The following is a 19,430-nucleotide window of genomic DNA, read 5'->3' as shown; positions in this document are numbered from 1 at the left end:
TCGGTCGGCTCGGACGCCCTGTGCATCGGACCCGCCCTCCTACGTTGGCCCCAGGCCTACGGCACCACCGTCACCGGCCACCGCCCCGCCTTCACCAACCGCACCGCGACAGACCCCACGATCCGATGACCGGCCTGTTCCGACGCGCCCACCACCACCGCGTCGGCCTTCAGGTCGTCCGCCGCCCTCACCAGGCCGTTGTACGGGTCGCCCTGGAAAGTGTGGAACTCCCAGCGGACGTCGAATATCCCCTTGAGCCGCTCGGTCGCGTCCCGGATCTGGGCGATCAGACCCTCGGCGATCTCGTTGGTCGTCTCCGCGACCGGCGCCCCGAGGGCCGCGCCCGCCGTCATCACCGGCTGCACGTACACGACGGCGAGCAGCGCGTGCTGCCGTCGGGCCAGGCCACCGGCGTACGCCGCCGCGCGGAGCGAGGAGTCGGAGCCGTCCACGCCGACCACGATGACCTTGGGTCCGTCCGTGCCCCGCTCGAACTGGTGCGAGTGCTGTTCCGTCACGGCAGGGAGGCTATCGGAAGCCGCAGGTCCCGCCGTCGGGCAGGACGCTCGACGGGCGAGGAGGCCGCGCTCTTCCTAGAGTCGGAACATGAGTGCCACCGTGGAGGCCACCCGGGAGAAGAGCACCAAGGGCCCGATACGGTCGCCCCGGCACGCCTTTCTGAGCAGGGTGCCGGAGGGTTTCGCGACCTTCTTCGGCGCCCTCGGACTGCTCTGCGTCCTGCTGGCCCTCATCCCACCGCTGCGCACCGGACTGCGCCCCGTCGTGCGCGCCCTCGACCAGCTCATCGTCCCGGTCAGCGCCAACCTCGCCTACGCCGTCTTCCTCTTCCTGCTCGCCGCCGCGACGGCCGCCCGCAAGAAGATCGCCTGGTGGCTGGTCGTCGTCTACCTCGGCCTGTTGGTCCTGACCGACCTGCTCGGCACGGTGTTCGGCGACTACTCGGACTCCGTCCCCTCCCTGATCGTGTGCGCCCTCGCACTGGCCCTGCTGATCGTCGCCCGGGGGGAGTTCTACGCCGCCTCCCGCCGCGCCGCCGTACGCCGGGCCCTCGGCGTCCTGGTCGTCGGACTCGCCGTGGGCATCCTGGTCGGCTGGGGGCTCGTCGAGCTGTTCCCCGGCACGCTGCCGCGGGGCCAGCGGCTGGCCTGGGCCGCCGACCGGGTCTGCGGCGGCCTGGTCTCCGGCGCCTCCTACGACGGGCGCCCGCCCCGCCCCCTGTACTTCCTGCTCGGCCTCTTCGGCGCCCTCGCCCTCCTCAACGCCGCCGCGACGCTCTTCCGCTCGCAGCGCATGGAGGCCGCCCTGCACGACGACGAGGAGGCCCGCATCCGCGCCCTGCTCAAGGCGTACGGCGGTCAGGACTCCCTCGGCTACTTCGCCACCCGGCGCGACAAGGCCGTCGTCTTCTCACCCAGCGGCAAGGCCGCCGTCACCTACCGCGTCGAGACAGGCGTGTGCCTCGCCAGCGGGGACCCCGTCGGCGACCGAGAGGCCTGGCCGCACGCCATCGCCGTCTGGCTGGACGCCGCCCGCCGGCACGCCTGGGTGCCCGCCGCCATGGGCGCCTCCGAGGACGGTGCCACGGCCTACGCGCGCGCCGGCCTCGGAGCCCTCCAACTCGGCGACGAGGCGATCCTGAACGTGCCGGACTTCGACCTCGACGGCCGCGACATGCGCGTGACCCGGCAGGCCGTCCACCGCGTCCGCCGCACCGGAGCCCACTGCCGTATCCGCCGCCACTCCACCCTCACCGAGACCGAGATGGAGGAGGTGATCGGCAAGGCCGACGCCTGGCGCGACACCGAGACCGAACGCGGCTTCTCCATGGCCCTGGACCGCCTCGGCGACCCCGCCGACGGCGACTGCCTCCTCGTGGAGGCCCTCGGCGAGGACGGCCAACTCCTCGCCCTGCTCTCCTTCGTGCCCTGGGGCAGGGAAGGCGTCTCCCTGGACCTGATGCGCCGTGACCGCGGACGCGCCCCCAACGGCGTCATGGAGTTCATGGTCGCCGAACTGTGCGCCGCCGCACCGAAGCTGGGCATCCGCAGGATCTCACTGAACTTCGCCGTGTTCCGCTCGGTCTTCGAGGAGGGCGCCCGCATCGGCGCCGGACCCGTCCTGCGGCTGTGGCGGCGGCTGCTGCTGTTCTTCTCCAGGTGGTGGCAACTGGAGGCCCTCTACCGCTCCAACGCCAAGTACGACCCGCAGTGGTTCCCGCGCTTCATCTGCTACGGCGAGGCCGCCTCCCTCGCCCGGATCGGCCTGGCGTCCGGCATCGCCGAGGGGTTCGTCTCCGTACCGTCGCTGCACAAACTCCGCAGAAAGGGGCACCCGCGAGGCGGGCCGCGTCCCGCGACCACCGAAGGACTGCCCTCGCTGGCGGCGCTCGGCCTCGACGGAGGGGACGAGGCCGGGGCCGCCGGGCCGGATGCGGGCCTGCCCGAGCAGGTCCGCATCCGGCACCACACCCTGGACCGGCTGCGCGCCGACGGCATCGACCCCTACCCGGTCGGCATCCCGGTCCGCACCCACCCCCTCGCCGACGTCCCCGCGGGCGAGCAGGTCACGGTGGCCGGCCGGATCATGCTGGTCCGCGACTTCGGCGGCATCGTCTTCGCCGTACTGCGCGACTGGTCCGGCGACCACCAGCTCGCCCTCACCCGCAAGGACTCCGGCGCCGCCCTCGACCGCTTCACCGCCGACACCGACATCGGCGACCTCATCAGCGCGACCGGCCTCGCGGGCGTCAGCGACAAGGGCGAGCCGACCGTCTTCGTCACCTCCTGGCAGATCGTCGGCAAATGCCTGCGCCCCCTGCCCGACAAACGCCGCGGCCTCGCCGACCCCGAGGCCAAGGTCCGCATGCGCTATCTCGACCTGGTCTCCAGCCCCGCCGCCCGCGACGTGGTCCGCGCCCGCTCCACCGCCGTCCAGGCGGTCCGCCAGGGCCTGCTGCAACGAGGCTTCCTCGAGGTCGAGACGCCGGTGCTCCAGCAGATCCACGGCGGCGCCAACGCCCGCCCCTTCACCACCCACATCAACGCCTACGACCTCGACCTCTATCTGCGCATCGCCCCCGAGCTGTACCTGAAACGGCTGTGCGTGGGCGGCCTGGAGAAGGTCTTCGAGATGGGCCGAACCTTCCGCAACGAGGGCGTCGACTACAAGCACAACCCCGAGTTCACGATCCTGGAGGCCTACCAGGCGTACGCCGACTACGACGTGATGCTCCACCTCGTCCGCGAACTGATCCAGGGCGCCGCGACCGCCGCCTACGGCTCACCCGTCGCCCACCAGGACGGCAAGGAGTACGACATCTCCGGGCAGTGGCCGGTCAAGACGGTGTACGGCGCGATCTCCGAGGCACTGGGGGAGGAGATCGACCCCGACACGGAACTGCTCCGGCTGCACCGGCACTGCGACCGCGTGGGAGTGCCGTACGTCGCCGACGACGGCCACGGCGACGTGGTCCTGGAGATGTACGAGCGCCTGGTCGAGGAGAAGACCCTCCTGCCCACCTTCTACAAGGACTTCCCCACCGACGTCTCCCCGCTCACCCGCCAGCACCGCACCGACCCCCGCCTCGCCGAACGCTGGGACCTCGTCGCCTTCGGCACCGAACTCGGCACCGCCTACTCCGAACTCACCGACCCCGTCGAACAGCGCCGCCGCCTCACCGCCCAGTCCCTGCTCGCCGCCGGCGGAGACCCCGAGGCCATGGAACTCGACGAGGACTTCCTCGACGCCCTCGAATACGCCATGCCCCCCACCGGGGGCCTCGGCATCGGCGTCGACCGCCTGGTCATGTTCCTCACCGGCCTGACCATCCGCGAGACCCTCCCGTTCCCCTTGGTACGTCGCCGCTGACAGAGGCGCAGGGGCAAGCCGCGGTCGCTGGGCCGCGTGAGTGTATTCGTACCGCCGTTCCGGTGTCGTACTGGTGCGTCGGTCGATCGCCGGGCGACTGATGAGTCATGACGAAGGATCAGTTGCCCACACGTCCGCTCACGCGACGCCGCGCGTTGCTCGCCGGTGTCGCCGCCGTCGGAGCGGCCGGCAGCGCCGGGCTGCTGGCGACGTTCGCGGGCAACGGTGACGAGCCGGTCCGGGCCGCCGCCCCGGCCGCGGGCCCGCAGGCACGTCCCGCGCTCAAGCCCTCCTCCTACCGCCTTCAGCCCCTGACGGGCTACGGCCCGCCCCGGGCGGCGCCGCGCCGCACTCTCGTACGGCGCGCGCCCCTGCTGCGGGTCTCCGGCCGCGGCCGCACCATGGTGCTGACCTTCGACGACGGACCCGACCCCCGCTACACGCCGTACATCCTGGACACCCTGCGCGATTACGACGTCCGCGCGATGTTCTTCGTGTGCGGCGAGATGGTCGTCGACAACAAGGACCTGCTGGCCCGGATGGCCGAGGAGGGCCATGTCGTCGGCAACCACACCTGGTCCCACCCGCTGCTCACCCGTCTCGGCCACGACCGGATCCGCAAGGAGATGGAACGCACCAGCGATGTCGTCGAGGAGAGCTACGGCGAACGCCCCGCCTGGTTCCGCGCCCCCTACGGCGCCTGGAACCGCGCCACCTTCCGGATCGGCGCCGAACTCGGCATGGAACCGCTCGCCTGGACCGTCGACACCCTCGACTGGACCACCCCCGGCACCCACACCATCGTCGACCGGGTCGAGAACGGCGCCGCCCCCGGCGTCGTGGTCCTCTCGCACGACGCCGGGGGCGACCGCTCCCAGAGCGTCCGGGCCCTGCGCACCTATCTGCCGCAACTACTGGATGCCGGGTATTACGTCACCGTCCCCGAGCGGCGCTACCGGTGACGGCTTTCGCCCACCCGGCCGAGCACACTCAGCGGACCTCGACCAGGCTGGCGAAAGCGACGACGTTCCCGTCATAGCCGCCCTGCTTGGAGAAACCGCCCCCGCAGGTGATGACCCGCAATTCCGCGCTTCCCTTCGAGGCGTACACCCGGTCGCCGGGGAAGTTGTTCTTCTCGAACACCTCGATGCCGTAGATCTCGAATACGGCCGTCTTTCCGTCCTTGCGGGCGACCTCCACGCGATTGCCCTTCTGGAGGCCGCCGAGCCCGTAGAACACCGCGGGGCCCTGAGTGTTGTCGACATGGCCGACCACCACGGCGGTGCCCTTCTCGCCGGGAGAGACGGAACCGGTGAACCAGCCCGCCAGATTGGGGTCCTCCGGCGGTGGCGCGCCGACCCAGCCGTCCACGTCCAGGCCGACCGGGATGACCGGGGCGTCCACCCGGATCCCGGGGATCCTGACCCGCTCCGGCAGCGCGAACGGCAGCGGCCGCACGGCACCGGCGTAGAGCCCGTCGGCCACCCTGCGGTCCGCGGCGGCCGCCGACGCGGGCTGCGGCGGCCCCACGTCGAACTCACCCGAGCCATTGCGAACGAGCGCGAGACCGGTCAGCAGGACAAGCGCTATCACACCCCAAGGAGCACGCTTCTTCCGTCGCTCCTCCTCTTCGGCCAGCTCGGCCAGCTCAGCCTCGGACGCAGACATATCGCGCATACGTGAACGCTAAGTCCCCCGCGCGCAACCGGCGACGGCACAGATACGAACGGGTGGCCCGGCCGCCTTCGGTGCGCCATCCGAGTTGCCACCGGCAGGAAAATTCTGACGGTCCGTGACCTGCGGCAATTCCGATTGTGGGGTGATCGGTCGGCGTGTCCTCTCACCAGGACGGACCATCGCCGAAATGCGGCCTCGCGCACGGCATCTGAGGGTCTTTCTGGGAGGCGCTTTCTCGCCGATCGACCGGGGACGGTTCCCGGGGCGTCTTCCGCGGAGGATCACATGCGTACTACACGTGCCATGGCGGCCGCTGCCACCGCGGTCGCCGCTCTGGGCCTCGCCGCCCCCGCGGCCGTCGCACGCGACGGCATGCCCGTCGGCCCGAGCAACATCGTCGCCATGCCCAGCGCCGTACCCCGCGGCGGGCAGCTCACGATCACCGTCGACAACTGCCCGCGGGGCGGCACCGCGACCTCGGACGCGTTCCGGCCCACCCGCCTGAGCCCCGTACACGGCAGCAACACGGCGCGGGGCATCGCGACGATCGACAGGCACACGAAGCCCGGTTCCCACAGCATCACGGTCATCTGCGACGGCAGGACCCTGACCAACCCCGCCGCCTTCACCGTCATCGGCGGTGTTCAGGGCGGCATCGGCGGCAGCAGCTCCACCGGGGCGACCCCGACCGACATGGCCATCGGAGGCGGGCTCATCGCCATGGCCGTCGTCGGCGGCGGGGTGTTCTGGATGCGCCGCCGCGCGGAGAAGCGGGCCTGACGCGCCGCCCGTCGCAAGGGGATCCGCCGCGGACAGACCCGTCCCAGACCCATCGCACAGACCCATCGCACGTACACACGCCCTGGCCCCGGCCCCCCTCATGGGGATCCGGGGCGAAGGCCTGAGCGAACGAGGGAGAAGGCGGAGGGCTGCGGTGTCAGGCGCCGTCCTCGTCGGTACGGCGCCGGGAGAGGTGGTACGCCGTCCCCAGCGCGCCCGTGATCAGCGCGGCGCCCAGCCCGAGCTCCTTGAGGTTCAGCCCGGCGAAGCTGCCGCCCCCACCCGCGTGCACGCCCTTGTCCGGATGATCGGGACGCGCCGGTGCGGGCCGGCCGCCGGCGATCGTGAGGTCGACGCTCTGCCAGAACGTGCCGCAGTAGAACGACACCTCGTACACGGCACCCGGCCTGGCATCCCGGTCGACCGTGGCCCTGGCCGTCGTACGCCCGCGGGGGATGGTGACCGTGTCGAAGACCCCCGACGCCACGGTCACGCTCTGCTCGCAGCCGCTCGCATGCAGCGTGACCCGCCCGCCGGGCGCGACGGTGGTGGGCAGAACCCTGGCCCAGAAACCCGAGTCGTCCTCGTACGCCCGGGCGGCCGGGGCGGTCAGGGTGAGGGCGGTGGCACCCAGCAGTGCCGCCGAAGTGACGCGTATCGCGCGCATGGTGGTTCCTCCGGGTTCCCCGAGGAGCAGCCGCGGACCTCTTCCGCTTGCGACGGAAATGCACCTCGGTGAACGAAACGCTAGGAAGGTGCGTCCACCTGCGCGATTGCTGTCGTACGAATGGGTCAACCGGGTGGGCCGCTCAGGGGACGGCGTCCACCGGGGCGGCCCGTCGGGTGACGGCCGGTCAGCCCTTGATGTGCGGGAAGAGTTCCAGGAACGGTTCCGCGGACGCCGTGACGCCCCGGCTGTAGGGCGCGTCGAAGTCCCAGATGAGGAAGAGCAGGAAGGCGATCAGCGCGGAGAACAGCCCGGCCAGGATCAGCTCACGGGGTGTGCGCCGGATCTGGAGGGCGAAGATCATCCCGATGGTGATGACGCCGCCCGCGATGAGCCCGAACCACACCACGCCCGGCATGGTCTCCCCGGTCGAGTTCGCCCGGGCGTTGCGTGCCTGGTCGGCGGCGGTCACCTGGTCCAGCAGCGGCTGGTAGGCCTGTGCCTCGAAGTCGGTCCTCGGCTCGTAGTCGGTGACGTCCTCCCGGACGCGCTGGAGAAGCTCGGTGCCGCGCTCGGTCATACGGCCGTCGTCGGCCATCGTCTTCCACTCGGTGGTGACGACGTGTCCGACATAGGCGTTGACATCCTCCCGAATACGGTCGCGGATGTCGGCGGGATAGACCCGGACCCGCTCCGAGACCTCGTGCAGCGCCACGGCTTCGGCCTGGACGTGGTCCTGGGCGGCGCTGCGGCCCTCCCACACGCCGGCGATGGCCAGGCCCAGGACGATGGCGTACACCACGCCGATCCACATCGTCATGTACTCGATGACGTCCGGGGTCTCGGAGGGATCCTCGTCCTCGGGGGCCGTGCGGTGCCGCAGGAGGGTGATGATGACCACCACGGCGCAGGCGGCCAGCATCGCGAGGGTGAGAACAAGCCATTCCGGCAAGAGAAGCCTCCAGATTCAGCAGGGTCAGCGCGGCCGCAGTGCGGCCACGGCGGCGATGGCGGGCGCCGCGATGAGCAGGACGAAGGTGAGGGGCGACGGGGCGTCGTGGGCCGGCCGCCGGTGCTGGCCGGCGCGGTAGGGCGGGTAGTGCACCGGGGTCGCGGACGGACTCGGGGTGGGCTTGACCGACGGCTTCGGAGTGGGCGTCGGCGTGGGCGCGGGCGGCGTCGGCCGCGGGCGGGGCGGCGCCGGGCGAGGGGCCGGGGGTGCCTGGGTCGCCGGCGGCGGTGGCGGCGGGGGAGGCGGCGGCTCGGGTTTCGGGGTGGGCGTGGGTTTCGGAGCCGGCGTCGGTGTGGGATCCGGTGAGGGCGGCGGCTTCGGCGTGGGCGTGGGTGACGGCGTGGGCGTGGGCGTCGGAGTCGGGGTCGGTGTCGGGCAGTGCGGGGGAGTCGGCCAGGTGAGGCTCCCGACGACCGCGACCGCCCTCGCCCCGTCCGGTCCGGTGTCGGCGTACGCGCAGACGGTGGCCTCCGCAGCGGCGGCCGGCGCCGACACCAGGAGCCAGGTCATCGTCAGCACCGTCAACATCCGCGTGGCCAGGGTGGATTGGGTCGGTTCGAGTCCATGCACGACGAAGATCCTGAGCCCAGTTCGCGTTTCCACACGCCGGAGAATGAGGGGATTGCCCCGAACGGGCGACACGGGAGTTCACAGGTGCGACTCGGGCGGTGTCACAGGTTCCGGAAAGAAATTTGCGCGCCGGTTGAACACGAGCGTGGCTTTCGTGCGTACCTCCTGTCGTGCGGCGGCGCAGCAGGGCGCTGCAACACCCTTGTGAATATGGGGAGTTGACGATGAAGACCTCGTGGCGGAGCGCCTCGCTCGTGGTGAGCGCCGTGGCGGTGGCGGCGCTGACGACGGCATGCGGCTCGGAAACCGCCCCGCCGGCGAGCAGCCAGAACGTGGGTGCCACGGCCGCGGCCGGTGACTACGGAACCGCCGGCACCGGCCTGGGCAACGGATCCGGTTACGACGCCGGCGCGGCGGGCCAGGAGGCCGCCACGCAGTCGAGCTCGGCCGGTGAGCTGTCCGTCTCCACCAACCAGGAACTCGGCAAGGTGCTGACCGACAGCGCTGGTCTGACGCTGTACCGCTTCGACAAGGACACCGTGGAGCCGCCGAAGTCGAACTGCGACGGCGACTGTGCAACGAAGTGGCCGCCGGTCCCCGCGGACGACGCCACGGCCGGAGCCGGCATCGACAAGGCGCTGCTCGGCTCGGTCACCCGGGCCGACGGCACCAAGCAGCTGACGGTCGACGGCTGGCCGGCGTACCGCTTCGCGAAGGACGTCAACGCCGGTGACGTCAAGGGCCAGGGTGTCGGCGGCACTTGGTACGCGCTCGCCCCCGACGGCAAGAAGGCACAGGGCGGGGCAGAGGGCGGAGCCGAGGCGGCGGGCCTGCCCGGTCTGTCCACCCGCAAGGACGCCAAGCTCGGCGAGATCGTCGTCGACAAGAACGGCCACACGGTCTACCGCTTCATGAAGGACTCGCCCTGGCCGATGAAGACGGCGTGCACCGGCGAGTGCCTGGAGAAGTGGCCGGTCATCGCGCCGGTCGACGCCAAGGACACCAAGGGCATCGACCTGAAGGGGTCCGGCCCCCGGGGCCAGGGTTACGTGGTCTTCGACCGGCCCGACGGGCTGAAGCAGCAGACCATCGACTGCGTGCCGATCTACACCTTCGCCGGTGACAAGAAGCCCGGCGACACCAACGGCCAGGGCGTCGGCGGCACTTGGTTCGCCATCCGCCCCGACGGCAAGCCGGTCGGCGCGTCGGAACAGTAGAAGATCACGAGTGCCGGACGAACGGCCGGCGCTGCCGACCCACCGGCCCGCCCCCCGCGGCTCCACGCGCGGGGGGCGGGCCGGTTTGCCGTGAGGCACCGCGGTTCATCTGCCTCTTTCACCATGGTTCAGAACTCTGTGGAATGCTTCGCATGCTTTCGTGAAGAGTGCGTGGGGCGTCCATGCGGCACGTGCCACAGGCAGTGACCGGGAACGGATGGTCAATTTCCGTTTCCGCTCGCTCCTTTGGCAGGCGATCAGTAGCCTCAGCTCGAACACCGGATCGCCTACGCCATGGAGAGATAGATGGAGCGTCCCGCCTGGGCCCCTCGGAGCATCGACATCTCGGTGCCCAGTGTCTCGCGGATCTACGACTACTACCTGGGCGGTTCGCACAACTTCGAGGTCGACCGGGAAGCCGGCCGCAAGGCCATGGAGTTCATGCCGGGGCTCCCCAAGATCATGCAGGCGAACCGGGCGTTCATGCGCCGAGCGGTGCGCTTCGCGCTCGACGAGGGCATCACCCAGTTCCTGGACATCGGCTCCGGCATCCCGACCTTCGGCAACGTCCACGAGGTGGCCCAGGCGGTCAGCCCCGACGCACGCGTGGTGTACGTCGACCACGACCCGGTCGCCGTCGCGCACAGCCAGGCGGTCCTGGAAGGCAACGAGGGCGCGGGTGTCGTCGCGGCGGACCTGCTCAAGCCGCAGGAGATCCTGACCAGTTCGGAGGTCGAGCGCCTCATCGACCTGAACCGGCCGGTGGCGCTGCTGCTCGTTGCGATACTGCACTTCGTGGAGGACGAGGACGACCCGTACGACGTGGTCGCGCAGCTGCGCGACGCACTCGCGCCCGGCAGCCTGCTGGTGCTCACACATGCCTCGTACGAGGGAATCCCGCTGCCCGAGGAGCGGGCCAAGGGCACGGTCGACGTATACAAGGACATTCGCAACCCGCTGATCATGCGCTCGCGCGACACCATCGCGCGGTTCTTCGAGGGGTACGACATGGTGGAACCCGGACTGGTGCCGATGCCGCTCTGGCGGCCGGACACCGCACCGGAGGACGAGGATCCGTGGGCCTTCTCCGGGTTCGCCGGCGTGGGGCGTACGGCGTGAGCGCGGGGCCGGACGGGCCGGAGGACAGACTGCGCCGGTTCGCGACGATCTGGAGCCGGGCGGTCTTCCCGGTCACCTCGACGTCGTCGACCCGGCCGGAGTTCGAGGAGCAACTGCTTCCGCTGGCCCGGCGGTTGAGCGAGGCACTCAGGTCCAGGACCTTCGACTCGGACGAGGGCAAGGCGGTCGGCGCCGCCCTCGTCACCGCGCACTGCACCGACCCCGAGGCGCTCAGCCGCTCGCTGGACTGCGTCGACGCCTACCTCGTGCTCTACTGCGGCACCGACGGCGACCAGGAGGACCAGCGGGCCCGCTCCGCGCGGCTCCAGCACGCCATGGCCGCCGGGTTCGCCCAGGCGCTGCGCGAGCGGACGCTGGCCGAGCAGGAGGCGATCTCCGCGGCCGCTCTCAAGGCCCAGGGCGTGGTCGCCCAGGCCCTGCACGCCACCGAGGCCCGCTTCCGCGCGGTCTTCGAGGGCGCGGCGATAGGAATCGGCATCGCCGACCTGGCGGGCAACGTCCTCCAGGTCAACGGCGCGCTGCTCAGGATGTTCGGCGTCTCCGAGCAGACCATGCAGGGCCGCAACGTGATGCAGTGGGCCCACCCCGAGGACGCGCCGCAGACCTGGAAGCTCTACGAGGAACTCGTACTCGGCGAACGTGAGCACTACCACGTCGAGAAGGCGTTCTCCCGCCCTGACGGAACGGTCCTGTGGACCAACCTCACGGTCTCCCTGCTGCGGGACCCCGACGGCAACCCGCAGTACCAGCTGGCCCTCATGGAGGACACCACCGAGCGCCGTCTGCTCAATCTGCGGCTGCGCTACGAGGCCACGCACGACGCGCTCACCGGCCTGCCCAACCGCACCTTCTTCTTCGAACGCCTGGAGAAGGCACTGGGCGCCGGGGAAGGCCAGCGCTTCGGCCTGTGCTACCTCGACCTGGACGGCTTCAAGACCGTCAACGACAGCCTCGGGCACGCCGCCGGCGACCGGCTGCTCGTCGAGGTCGCCGACCGCCTCCAGTCCTGCGCCACCGCGCCCGGCGAGATGGTCGCGCGGCTCGGCGGCGACGAGTTCGTGGCGCTGACCACCGGCCCCGAAACCGAGCGCGAGGTCGACGAGCTCGCCGCCCGTATCATGAACGCGCTCGTCGCCCCGATCAGCGTCGACGGCCGGGAGCTGACCGTGCGCGGCAGCATCGGCATCGTCGAGGGGCCGGCCGGGGAACGCAGCCCGGCGGAGGTGCTGCGCAGCGCCGACATCACCATGTACCGGGCCAAGTCGGCGGGCGGCAACCGCTTCGAGCTCGCCGACCCGGAGGCCGACGCCCGCGCCATCACCCGCCACGGACTGACCACGGCGTTGCCGATGGCCCTGGAGCGGGGCGAGTTCTTCATCGAGTACCAGCCGCTGGTCCACCTCGGCGACGGCAGTGTGCGCGGCGCCGAGGCCCTGGTGCGCTGGCTGCACCCGCAGCACGGCATCCTCGGCCCGGACCGGTTCATCCCGCTCGCCGAGCACACGGGACTCATCGTTCCGCTCGGCCGCTGGGTCCTGGAACAGTCGGTGCGTCAGGCGCGCGAGTGGCGAGAACGACTCGACGACGCCGGGCCCCTCCGCATCAACGTCAACCTCTCGCCCTGCCAGCTCAACCACCCCGGTCTTGTCCAGGACACGGTGGACATCCTGGAGCGCGCCGGCGTGGCACCCGACGCCCTCTGCCTGGAGGTCACCGAGTCGGCGTTGATCGGCGCCGACGACGATCTGCTCAAACCGCTGCGGCGCCTCGCCGAGATGGGTGTCGACATCGCCCTGGACGACTTCGGCACCGGCTACTCCAACCTCGCCAACCTGCGCCGGCTGCCGGTGAGCATCCTCAAGCTGGACCGCTCCTTCACTCAGAGCATGCAGCAGTTCCCGGCCGACCCCGTCGACCTCAAGATCGTCGAGGGGATCGTGTCCCTCGCCCACAGCCTGGACCTGGCGGTAACAGTGGAGGGCGTGGAAACGGGCGCCCAGGCCGAACAACTGCGCATCCTCGGCTGCGACACGGCCCAGGGCTGGTACTACGCGAGGCCGGGCCCACCGGAACGGCTGCACGAGCTGGCACTGGTGGACGCGACGGGGTGAGGTGGACTGTTCCAGGACTCCGGGGGTGCAGCGCCCCGTAAGGGGCGCGGGGAACTGCGCGATCAGCCACGGCGAACCCGCAGACCCGAACGGCGCGCTCCCCAACTGTGCACCGGGGAGCTCCCCGCGCACCGTCACCTTTCAAGCAACATCCGCTGTAGCTCCCTCGCGGCCCGAGGCGGAGCCACATCGCTGCGGTGGGCCAGCGCGATCGTCCGATCCAGCCCCGGCCGCGCCAGCGGGGTGACCCGCAGCCCCCGCCCCGACCGTGCCGCCACCATGCGCGGTACGACGGCCACGCCGAGCCCCGCCCGCACAAACCCCAACACCGCGTCCATCTCCCCACCCTCCACGGCGAAATCCGGCTCGAACCCAGCGGAGCGACACGCGGCCACGGTCAGCTCGCGCAGGTCGTAGCCGTGCCGGAACATCACCAGGCGTTCGCCCTCCAGGTCGGCGACGCGCACAGTGCGCCGGCCGCCGCCCGGCCGGGGCGCCTCCGGGGAGGAGACGACCACCAGGTCCTCGCGGAGCAGTTCCACCGTGGTCAGGGCGGGTGAGGGGGTCGGCAGGGGCAGGACGACCAGGGCCAGGTCGAGGGCGCCGCGGGCGAGCTCCCGCACCAGGTCGTGCGAGCCGCCCTCCTCGATCAGCAGCTGGATGCCGGGGTAGCGGTCGTGGTAGGCGCGCAGCACGTCCGGGAGCAGGCCCGTACACAGGCTCGGCGTCGCGCCCAGCCGCACCCGGCCCCGGCGCAGCTGCACCAGCTCCTGCACCTCGTGCCGTGCGGTGTCCGCGTCGGCCAGGATGCGCCGGGCCAGCGGCAGCAGGGCCTCCCCGGCGTCCGTCAGCGTGATGTTGCCGCGGGCCCGCAGGAACAGGTCCGCGCCCAACTCCCGCTCCAGCGCCTTGATCTGCTGCGACAGCGAGGGCTGCGCGACATGCACCAGGTCGGCGGCCCGGGTGAAGTGCCGGGTCTCGGCGACCGCCACGAAGTACTGGAGCTGCTGGAACTGCATACGGTCAGCATAGGGCGGGCATAGGGAATGCCTATGGAAACGAGCCGGACCATGTCTTGGACCGATGAGGCCCGACGTCCGTAGCGTCCTGTTCCATGGCTCTGGCAACGCGGACGGATCGACGGCCGTCCATGGCACGCACGGCGTGGGACTCCACCGTCGGCAAGAAGACCGTGATGGCGGTCAGCGGGCTGATCATGCTGCTGTACCTGGTCGTCCACATGATCGGAAACCTGAAGATCTTCTTCGGGGCGGGCGAGTTCAACCACTACGCGCACTGGCTGCGCACCGTCGGCGAGCCGTTCATGCACTACGAGTGGACCCTCTGGCTCGTGCGGATCGTGCTGGTCGTCGCGGTCGTCGCCCACGCCACCTCCGCGTACCAGCTCAGCCGCCGCGACATCAGGGCGCGCCCCAGCAAGTACGTGCACAAGAAGCCGAGGGCCTCCTACGCCACGCGCACCATGCGCTGGGGCGGCATCATCCTCGGCCTGTTCATCGTCTGGCACATCCTCGACCTGACGACCGGCACCGTGCACTCCGGCGGCTTCCAGGAGGGCCGGCCGTACCAGAACGTCGTGGACACCTTCTCCACCTGGTACGGCAACGTCATCTACGTCGTCGCGATGCTCGCCCTCGGCCTGCACATCCGGCACGGCTTCTGGAGCGCCGCCCAGACCCTCGGCGCCGGCAGCCGCAGCCGCGACCGCGCCCTGAAGGCCACGGCCAACGTCCTCGCGCTGCTGCTCACGGTCGGCTTCATCGCCGTACCCGTGGGCGTCATGACCGGAGTGGTGAGCTGAAGATGACCTACACCGACTACTCGACCGGCGAACCGGTCGCCGACACCAAGGCCCCCGCCGGCCCGGTCAACGAGCGCTGGGACAAACGCCGCTTCGAGGCCAAGCTGGTCAACCCCGCCAACCGGCGCAAGCACACGGTGATCGTGGTGGGGACCGGGCTGGCCGGCGGCTCCGCGGGTGCCACCCTCGCCGAACAGGGCTACCACGTCGTCCAGTTCTGCTACCAGGACTCCCCGCGCCGCGCCCACTCCATCGCCGCGCAGGGCGGCATCAACGCGGCGAAGAACTACCGCAACGACGGCGACTCCGTCCACCGCCTGTTCTACGACACGGTCAAGGGCGGCGACTTCCGCGCCCGCGAGTCCAACGTGCACCGGCTCGCGCAGATCTCGGTCGAGATCATCGACCAGTGTGTGGCCCAGGGCGTGCCCTTCGCCCGCGAGTACGGCGGCCTGCTCGACACCCGCTCCTTCGGCGGCGTCCAGGTCTCCCGGACCTTCTACGCCCGTGGCCAGACGGGCCAGCAGCTGCTGCTCGGCGCCTACCAGGCCCTCAGCAGGCAGATCGCCGCGGGGAACATCGAGATGCATCCGCGTACCGAGATGCTCGACCTCATCGTCGTCGACGGGCGGGCCCGCGGGATCGTGGCCCGGGACCTGATCACCGGCAAGATCGACACCTACTTCGCGGACGCCGTCGTCCTGGCGAGCGGCGGCTACGGCAACGTCTTCTACCTGTCGACGAACGCCATGAACTCCAACGCGACGGCCGTCTGGCGGGCCCACCGGCGCGGCGCCTACTTCGCCAACCCCTGCTTCACCCAGATCCACCCCACCTGCATCCCGCGCACCGGCGACCACCAGTCCAAGCTGACCCTGATGAGCGAGTCGCTGCGCAACGACGGCCGCATCTGGGTGCCGAAGGCCCGGGGCGACGACCGTCCCGCGAACAAGATCCCCGAGGACGAGCGCGACTACTACCTGGAGCGGATCTACCCGTCCTTCGGCAACCTGGTCCCGCGCGACATCGCCTCCCGCGCCGCCAAGAACGTCTGCGACGAGGGGCGGGGCGTCGGTCCCGGCGGACAGGGCGTCTACCTCGACTTCGCCGACGCCATCCAGCGCATGGGCCGCAGGTCCGTCGAGGCCAAGTACGGCAACCTCTTCGACATGTACCAGCGGATCACCGACGAGGATCCGTACGAGGTGCCGATGCGGATCTACCCGGCCGTGCACTACACGATGGGCGGACTGTGGGTCGACTACGACCTCCAGACCACCGTCCCGGGCCTGTTCGCGATCGGCGAGGCCAACTTCTCCGACCACGGGGCGAACCGGCTGGGTGCGTCGGCCCTGATGCAGGGTTTGGCCGACGGCTACTTCGTGCTGCCGGCCACCATCAACGACTACCTCGCCCGCAACCCGCACCACGAGCGGATCACCGCCCAACACCCCGTCGTGCAGGAGGTGTTGGCGGAGACGGAGGACCGGCTCAACCTGCTGCTGTCCGTCGACGGCGACCGCACCCCCGACTCCTTCCACCGCGAGGTCGGCGAACTGATGTGGGAGTTCTGCGGCATGGCCCGTACGGACTCCGGTCTGCGCAAGGCACTGGAGCGTATCCCGCAGATCCGTGAGGAGTTCTGGCGGCGCATCAAGGTCCCCGGTGTCGGCGAGGAGTTCAACCAGTCACTGGAGAAGGCCAACCGAGTCGTCGACTACCTGGAGCTCGCCGAGCTCATGTGCCTCGACGCACTCCACCGCGGGGAGTCCTGCGGCGGCCACTTCCGTGAGGAGTCGCAGACACCGGACGGCGAGGCGGCCCGCAAGGACGACGAGTTCGCCTACGCGGCGGCCTGGGAGTTCACCGGGACCGGCGCCGCTCCCGTCCTGCACAAGGAAGACCTCGTCTTCGAGTACGTCCACCCCACCCAGCGGAGCTACGCATGAAGCTCACCCTGCGCGTCTGGCGGCAGAAGAACGCCGACGCCGAAGGCGCCATGTCCACGTACGAGGTGGACGGCATCTCCTCCGACATGTCCTTCCTGGAGATGCTCGACACCCTCAACGAGGAGCTCATCCTCCGCGGTGAGGACCCGGTCGCGTTCGACCACGACTGCCGTGAGGGCATCTGCGGTGCCTGTTCGCTGGTGATCAACGGCGATGCGCACGGGCCGGAGCGGACCACCACGTGTCAGCTGCACATGCGGTCGTTCAAGAACGGCGACACGATCGATGTCGAGCCGTGGAGGGCGTCGGCGTTCCCGGTGATCAAGGACCTGGTGGTGGACCGGTCGGCGTTCGACCGGATCATCCAGGCCGGTGGGTACATCACCGCGCCCACGGGTGCGGCTCCGGAGGCTCATGCCACGCCGGTGCCGAAGCCGGATGCCGACTTCGCCTTCGAGCATGCGGAGTGCATCGGGTGCGGGGCGTGTGTGGCGGCGTGTCCGAACGGGGCGGCGATGCTGTTCACGTCCGCCAAGATCAACCATCTGAACGTGCTGCCGCAGGGCGCTCCCGAGCGGGAGACGCGGGTCCTGGACATGGTGGCGCAGATGGACGAGGAGGGCTTCGGCGGCTGCACCCTCACCGGTGAGTGCGCCACCGCCTGCCCGAAGGGCATCCCGCTGATGTCCATCACCGGCATGAACAAGGAGTGGCTGCGGGCCACGCGGAAGGTGAAGAGGTAGCCGGAGCCGCACAACAGACGTTCGCCGAAAGGTGCGGACGGGCGGGGCCGGGAGTGGTGCTCCCCGGCCCCGTCTCGCCTTCCGGCACGCGTCAGGTGAACGGCACCGGACCGGCCGGCTGACCGGCCGGGCACCGGAACATGGACGGCCGGTACCGGCCCACGCCGTTCAACCTCCGCACATCAACTCTCCTGGCACAGGTCACGCATACGCCAACCGGCATAGGAAGAACAGGGGCGGCACCTCACACCGCTCGCCACTGCCCTCCGTTTGCCGTCCCCGGCCCGTGACCAGGAGTAAGCCATGACCGGCGTACTGACCGTCGACCGTCCCCCGCAGCCCGCGGCACCCACTCGCTACACCGTCGGCCTCGCCCGCAACGAGGAGGACGTGCGCGCCGCCCAGCGGCTGCGGCACGACGTCTTCGCCGGTGAGATGGGGGCCCTGCTGTCCACCCCGCAACCGGGTCACGACATCGACGCCTTCGACGCGTACTGCGACCATCTGCTGGTGCGTGAGGAGGTGTCCGGGCAGGTCGTCGGCACCTACCGGCTGCTGCCGCCGGAGCGCGCCGCGGTCGCCGGACGGCTGTACTCCGAGGGCGAGTTCGACCTCACCCGGATCGACGCCCTGCGCCCCGACCTGGTGGAGGTCGGCCGCTCCTGCGTGCACCCCGACCACCGCGACGGCGCCGTCATCAGCCTGATCTGGGCCGGCATCGCCCGCTACATGGTGGACCGCGGTCACGAGTGGCTGGCCGGCTGCTGCTCGATCCCGCTCGCCGACGGCGGCACGCTCGCGGCCGCGACCTGGGACCGGGTGCAGGCCAAACACCTGGCGCCGGAGGAGTACCGGGTCCGACCGCTGCGGCCCTGGCAGCCGACCGCCCCGGTCCCTGCCACCCGCACCGAACTCCCGGCCCTTCTGCGCGGCTACCTCCGCCTCGGTGCCTTCGTCTGCGGCGAGCCCGCGCACGACCCTGAGTTCGGGGTCGCCGACCTGTACGTGCTGCTGTCGATGCGCCGGGTCAACTCGCGCTATCTGCGGCACTTCCTCTCCCTCGTCCCGGCGTGACGGACGTGGCGGCCATGAGCATCCAGTCCCTCGGTGCCGTACGTGTCCCCACGGCGACCGCTCCCCGGCCCGCCCACCCCGTCGAGGCGGCGAACCTCTGGCGGCCCCACGCGCCCTGCACCCCGCAGGCGTGCGCGGCCGCGCGAGGGCGTGCCAGAGCCGTACCCCTGGCCGCGCTGCGGCTCACGGCGGTCCTGCTCCTGCTGGTCGTCGGGGTCGTCGCCATCCCGTTGAGCGGGCTGATACCCGCGGGGCTGATCCGGCGCTGGTGCGGCTGGGTCGTCCGGGCCGCGGGGGTCCGGGTACGGGTCGAGGGCGGAGCCGCGCCCGACGGCGGCCTGCTGCTCGTCGCCAACCACGTCTCCTGGCTGGACATCCCGCTGCTCGCCGCCGTCCGCCCGGCGCGGATGCTCGCCAAGTCGGAGATCCGGGACTGGCCCGTCGCGGGGTGGCTGACCGCCCGCAGCGGCGCCCTGTTCATCGACCGGGACCGGATCCGCGCCCTGCCCGGTACGGTGGCCCGGATCGCCGAGGCGCTGCGGGCCGGGGAGGCGGTCGCGGTGTTCCCCGAGGGCAGCACCTGGTGCGGTCGCGCCCAGGGCCGCTTCCGCCGGGCGGCCTTCCAGGCGGCCCTCGACGCGGACGTCCCCGTCCAGCCGGTCCGCCTGCACTACAGGCTGGCCCAGGGCACGCCCAGCACGGCCGCCGCCTTCGTCGGCGAGGACGCGCTGCTCACCTCGGTGTGGCGGGTGGTGCGGGCACGCGAGCTGGTCGCCGACG

The 19,430-nt window shown here is 71.0% G+C and carries 16 protein-coding genes and 1 pseudogene; 11 read left to right on the top strand and 6 right to left on the bottom strand.

The window, feature by feature from the left end; translation table 11 throughout:
• Window positions 1–56: 56 nt before the first annotated feature.
• On the bottom strand, window positions 57–518 hold the full coding sequence (locus KUM44_RS37940) for a universal stress protein (protein WP_217214310.1): 462 nt from the start codon (window positions 516–518) through the stop codon (window positions 57–59).
• A gap of 88 nt (window positions 519–606) precedes the next feature.
• On the opposite strand from KUM44_RS37940, the gene lysX reads away from it, so the two are divergent.
• On the top strand, window positions 607–3,888 hold the full coding sequence (gene lysX / locus KUM44_RS37935; protein WP_217214309.1) for a bifunctional lysylphosphatidylglycerol synthetase/lysine--tRNA ligase LysX: 3,282 nt from the start codon (window positions 607–609) through the stop codon (window positions 3,886–3,888).
• 107 nt (window positions 3,889–3,995) lie between these two features.
• On the top strand, window positions 3,996–4,850 hold the full coding sequence (locus tag KUM44_RS37930) for a polysaccharide deacetylase family protein (protein ID WP_217214308.1): 855 nt from the start codon (window positions 3,996–3,998) through the stop codon (window positions 4,848–4,850).
• A gap of 28 nt (window positions 4,851–4,878) precedes the next feature.
• On the opposite strand, the gene KUM44_RS37925 is transcribed toward KUM44_RS37930, so the two are convergent.
• Window positions 4,879–5,556 (bottom strand): class F sortase, encoded by a 678-nt coding sequence (locus KUM44_RS37925; RefSeq protein ID WP_217214355.1) that lies wholly within the window; start codon window positions 5,554–5,556, stop codon window positions 4,879–4,881.
• 294 nt (window positions 5,557–5,850) lie between these two features.
• Between KUM44_RS37925 and KUM44_RS37920 the strand changes: the two genes are divergently transcribed.
• Window positions 5,851–6,345 carry a hypothetical protein gene (locus tag KUM44_RS37920; protein WP_217214307.1) on the top strand — a complete coding sequence of 165 codons (495 nt, stop codon included), beginning with the start codon at window positions 5,851–5,853 and terminating at the stop codon, window positions 6,343–6,345.
• A 157-nt stretch (window positions 6,346–6,502) separates the two neighbouring features.
• On the opposite strand, the gene KUM44_RS37915 is transcribed toward KUM44_RS37920, so the two are convergent.
• The 3 genes from KUM44_RS37915 to KUM44_RS37905 form a co-directional block, all read right to left on the bottom strand.
• Complete coding sequence (locus KUM44_RS37915) at window positions 6,503–7,012, bottom strand: hypothetical protein (protein ID WP_217214306.1); 510 nt, start codon at window positions 7,010–7,012, stop codon at window positions 6,503–6,505.
• A gap of 187 nt (window positions 7,013–7,199) precedes the next feature.
• Entirely contained in the window at window positions 7,200–7,964 is a 765-nt protein-coding gene (locus KUM44_RS37910) for a DUF4239 domain-containing protein (RefSeq protein WP_217214305.1), read from the bottom strand.
• 24 nt (window positions 7,965–7,988) lie between these two features.
• Complete coding sequence (locus KUM44_RS37905; protein WP_217214359.1) at window positions 7,989–8,594, bottom strand: hypothetical protein; 606 nt, start codon at window positions 8,592–8,594, stop codon at window positions 7,989–7,991.
• Window positions 8,595–8,818: 224 nt separating this feature from the next.
• Between KUM44_RS37905 and KUM44_RS37900 the strand changes: the two genes are divergently transcribed.
• From KUM44_RS37900 to KUM44_RS37890, 3 genes are all read left to right on the top strand, one after another.
• On the top strand, window positions 8,819–9,811 hold the full coding sequence (locus tag KUM44_RS37900) for an SCO0930 family lipoprotein (RefSeq protein WP_217214304.1): 993 nt from the start codon (window positions 8,819–8,821) through the stop codon (window positions 9,809–9,811).
• A 306-nt stretch (window positions 9,812–10,117) separates the two neighbouring features.
• Window positions 10,118–10,930, top strand: a complete 813-nt coding sequence (locus tag KUM44_RS37895) for an SAM-dependent methyltransferase (protein ID WP_217214303.1) — start codon at window positions 10,118–10,120, stop codon at window positions 10,928–10,930.
• Complete coding sequence (locus KUM44_RS37890; protein ID WP_217214302.1) at window positions 10,927–13,062, top strand: bifunctional diguanylate cyclase/phosphodiesterase; 2,136 nt, start codon at window positions 10,927–10,929, stop codon at window positions 13,060–13,062. The genes KUM44_RS37895 and KUM44_RS37890 overlap by 4 nt, the downstream gene beginning before the upstream one ends.
• Window positions 13,063–13,196: 134 nt before the next feature.
• Here the strand turns inward: KUM44_RS37890 and KUM44_RS37885 are convergent, their stop codons facing one another.
• Complete coding sequence (locus KUM44_RS37885) at window positions 13,197–14,081, bottom strand: LysR family transcriptional regulator (RefSeq protein ID WP_217214301.1); 885 nt, start codon at window positions 14,079–14,081, stop codon at window positions 13,197–13,199.
• Window positions 14,082–14,212: 131 nt separating this feature from the next.
• Between KUM44_RS37885 and KUM44_RS37880 the strand changes: the two genes are divergently transcribed.
• From KUM44_RS37880 to KUM44_RS37860, 5 genes and pseudogenes are all read left to right on the top strand, one after another.
• Window positions 14,213–14,884, top strand: coding sequence for a succinate dehydrogenase (locus tag KUM44_RS37880; protein ID WP_217214300.1), 672 nt, complete (start codon window positions 14,213–14,215; stop codon window positions 14,882–14,884).
• 2 nt (window positions 14,885–14,886) lie between these two features.
• A complete protein-coding gene (locus tag KUM44_RS37875) occupies window positions 14,887–16,833 on the top strand; it encodes a fumarate reductase/succinate dehydrogenase flavoprotein subunit (RefSeq protein WP_217214299.1) in 1,947 nt (648 codons plus the stop codon).
• Window positions 16,830–17,576 carry a succinate dehydrogenase/fumarate reductase iron-sulfur subunit gene (locus tag KUM44_RS37870; RefSeq protein WP_217214298.1) on the top strand — a complete coding sequence of 249 codons (747 nt, stop codon included), beginning with the start codon at window positions 16,830–16,832 and terminating at the stop codon, window positions 17,574–17,576. Before KUM44_RS37875 ends, KUM44_RS37870 begins: the two co-directional genes overlap by 4 nt.
• Window positions 17,577–17,879: 303 nt before the next feature.
• The gene (locus KUM44_RS37865; RefSeq protein WP_217214297.1) at window positions 17,880–18,650 is read left to right on the top strand and encodes a GNAT family N-acetyltransferase; all 771 of its coding nucleotides are present in this window, start codon (window positions 17,880–17,882) and stop codon (window positions 18,648–18,650) included.
• Between the two features lie 14 nt (window positions 18,651–18,664).
• Window positions 18,665–19,255: pseudogene (locus KUM44_RS37860) on the top strand (lysophospholipid acyltransferase family protein); the annotation flags it as partial.
• Window positions 19,256–19,430 lie beyond the last annotated feature (175 nt).

Source organism: Streptomyces sp. AC550_RSS872, from assembly GCF_019049285.1.
In the GTDB taxonomy this organism is placed as follows: domain Bacteria; phylum Actinomycetota; class Actinomycetes; order Streptomycetales; family Streptomycetaceae; genus Streptomyces.
This window is presented reverse-complemented; position numbering and strand designations above follow the sequence as displayed.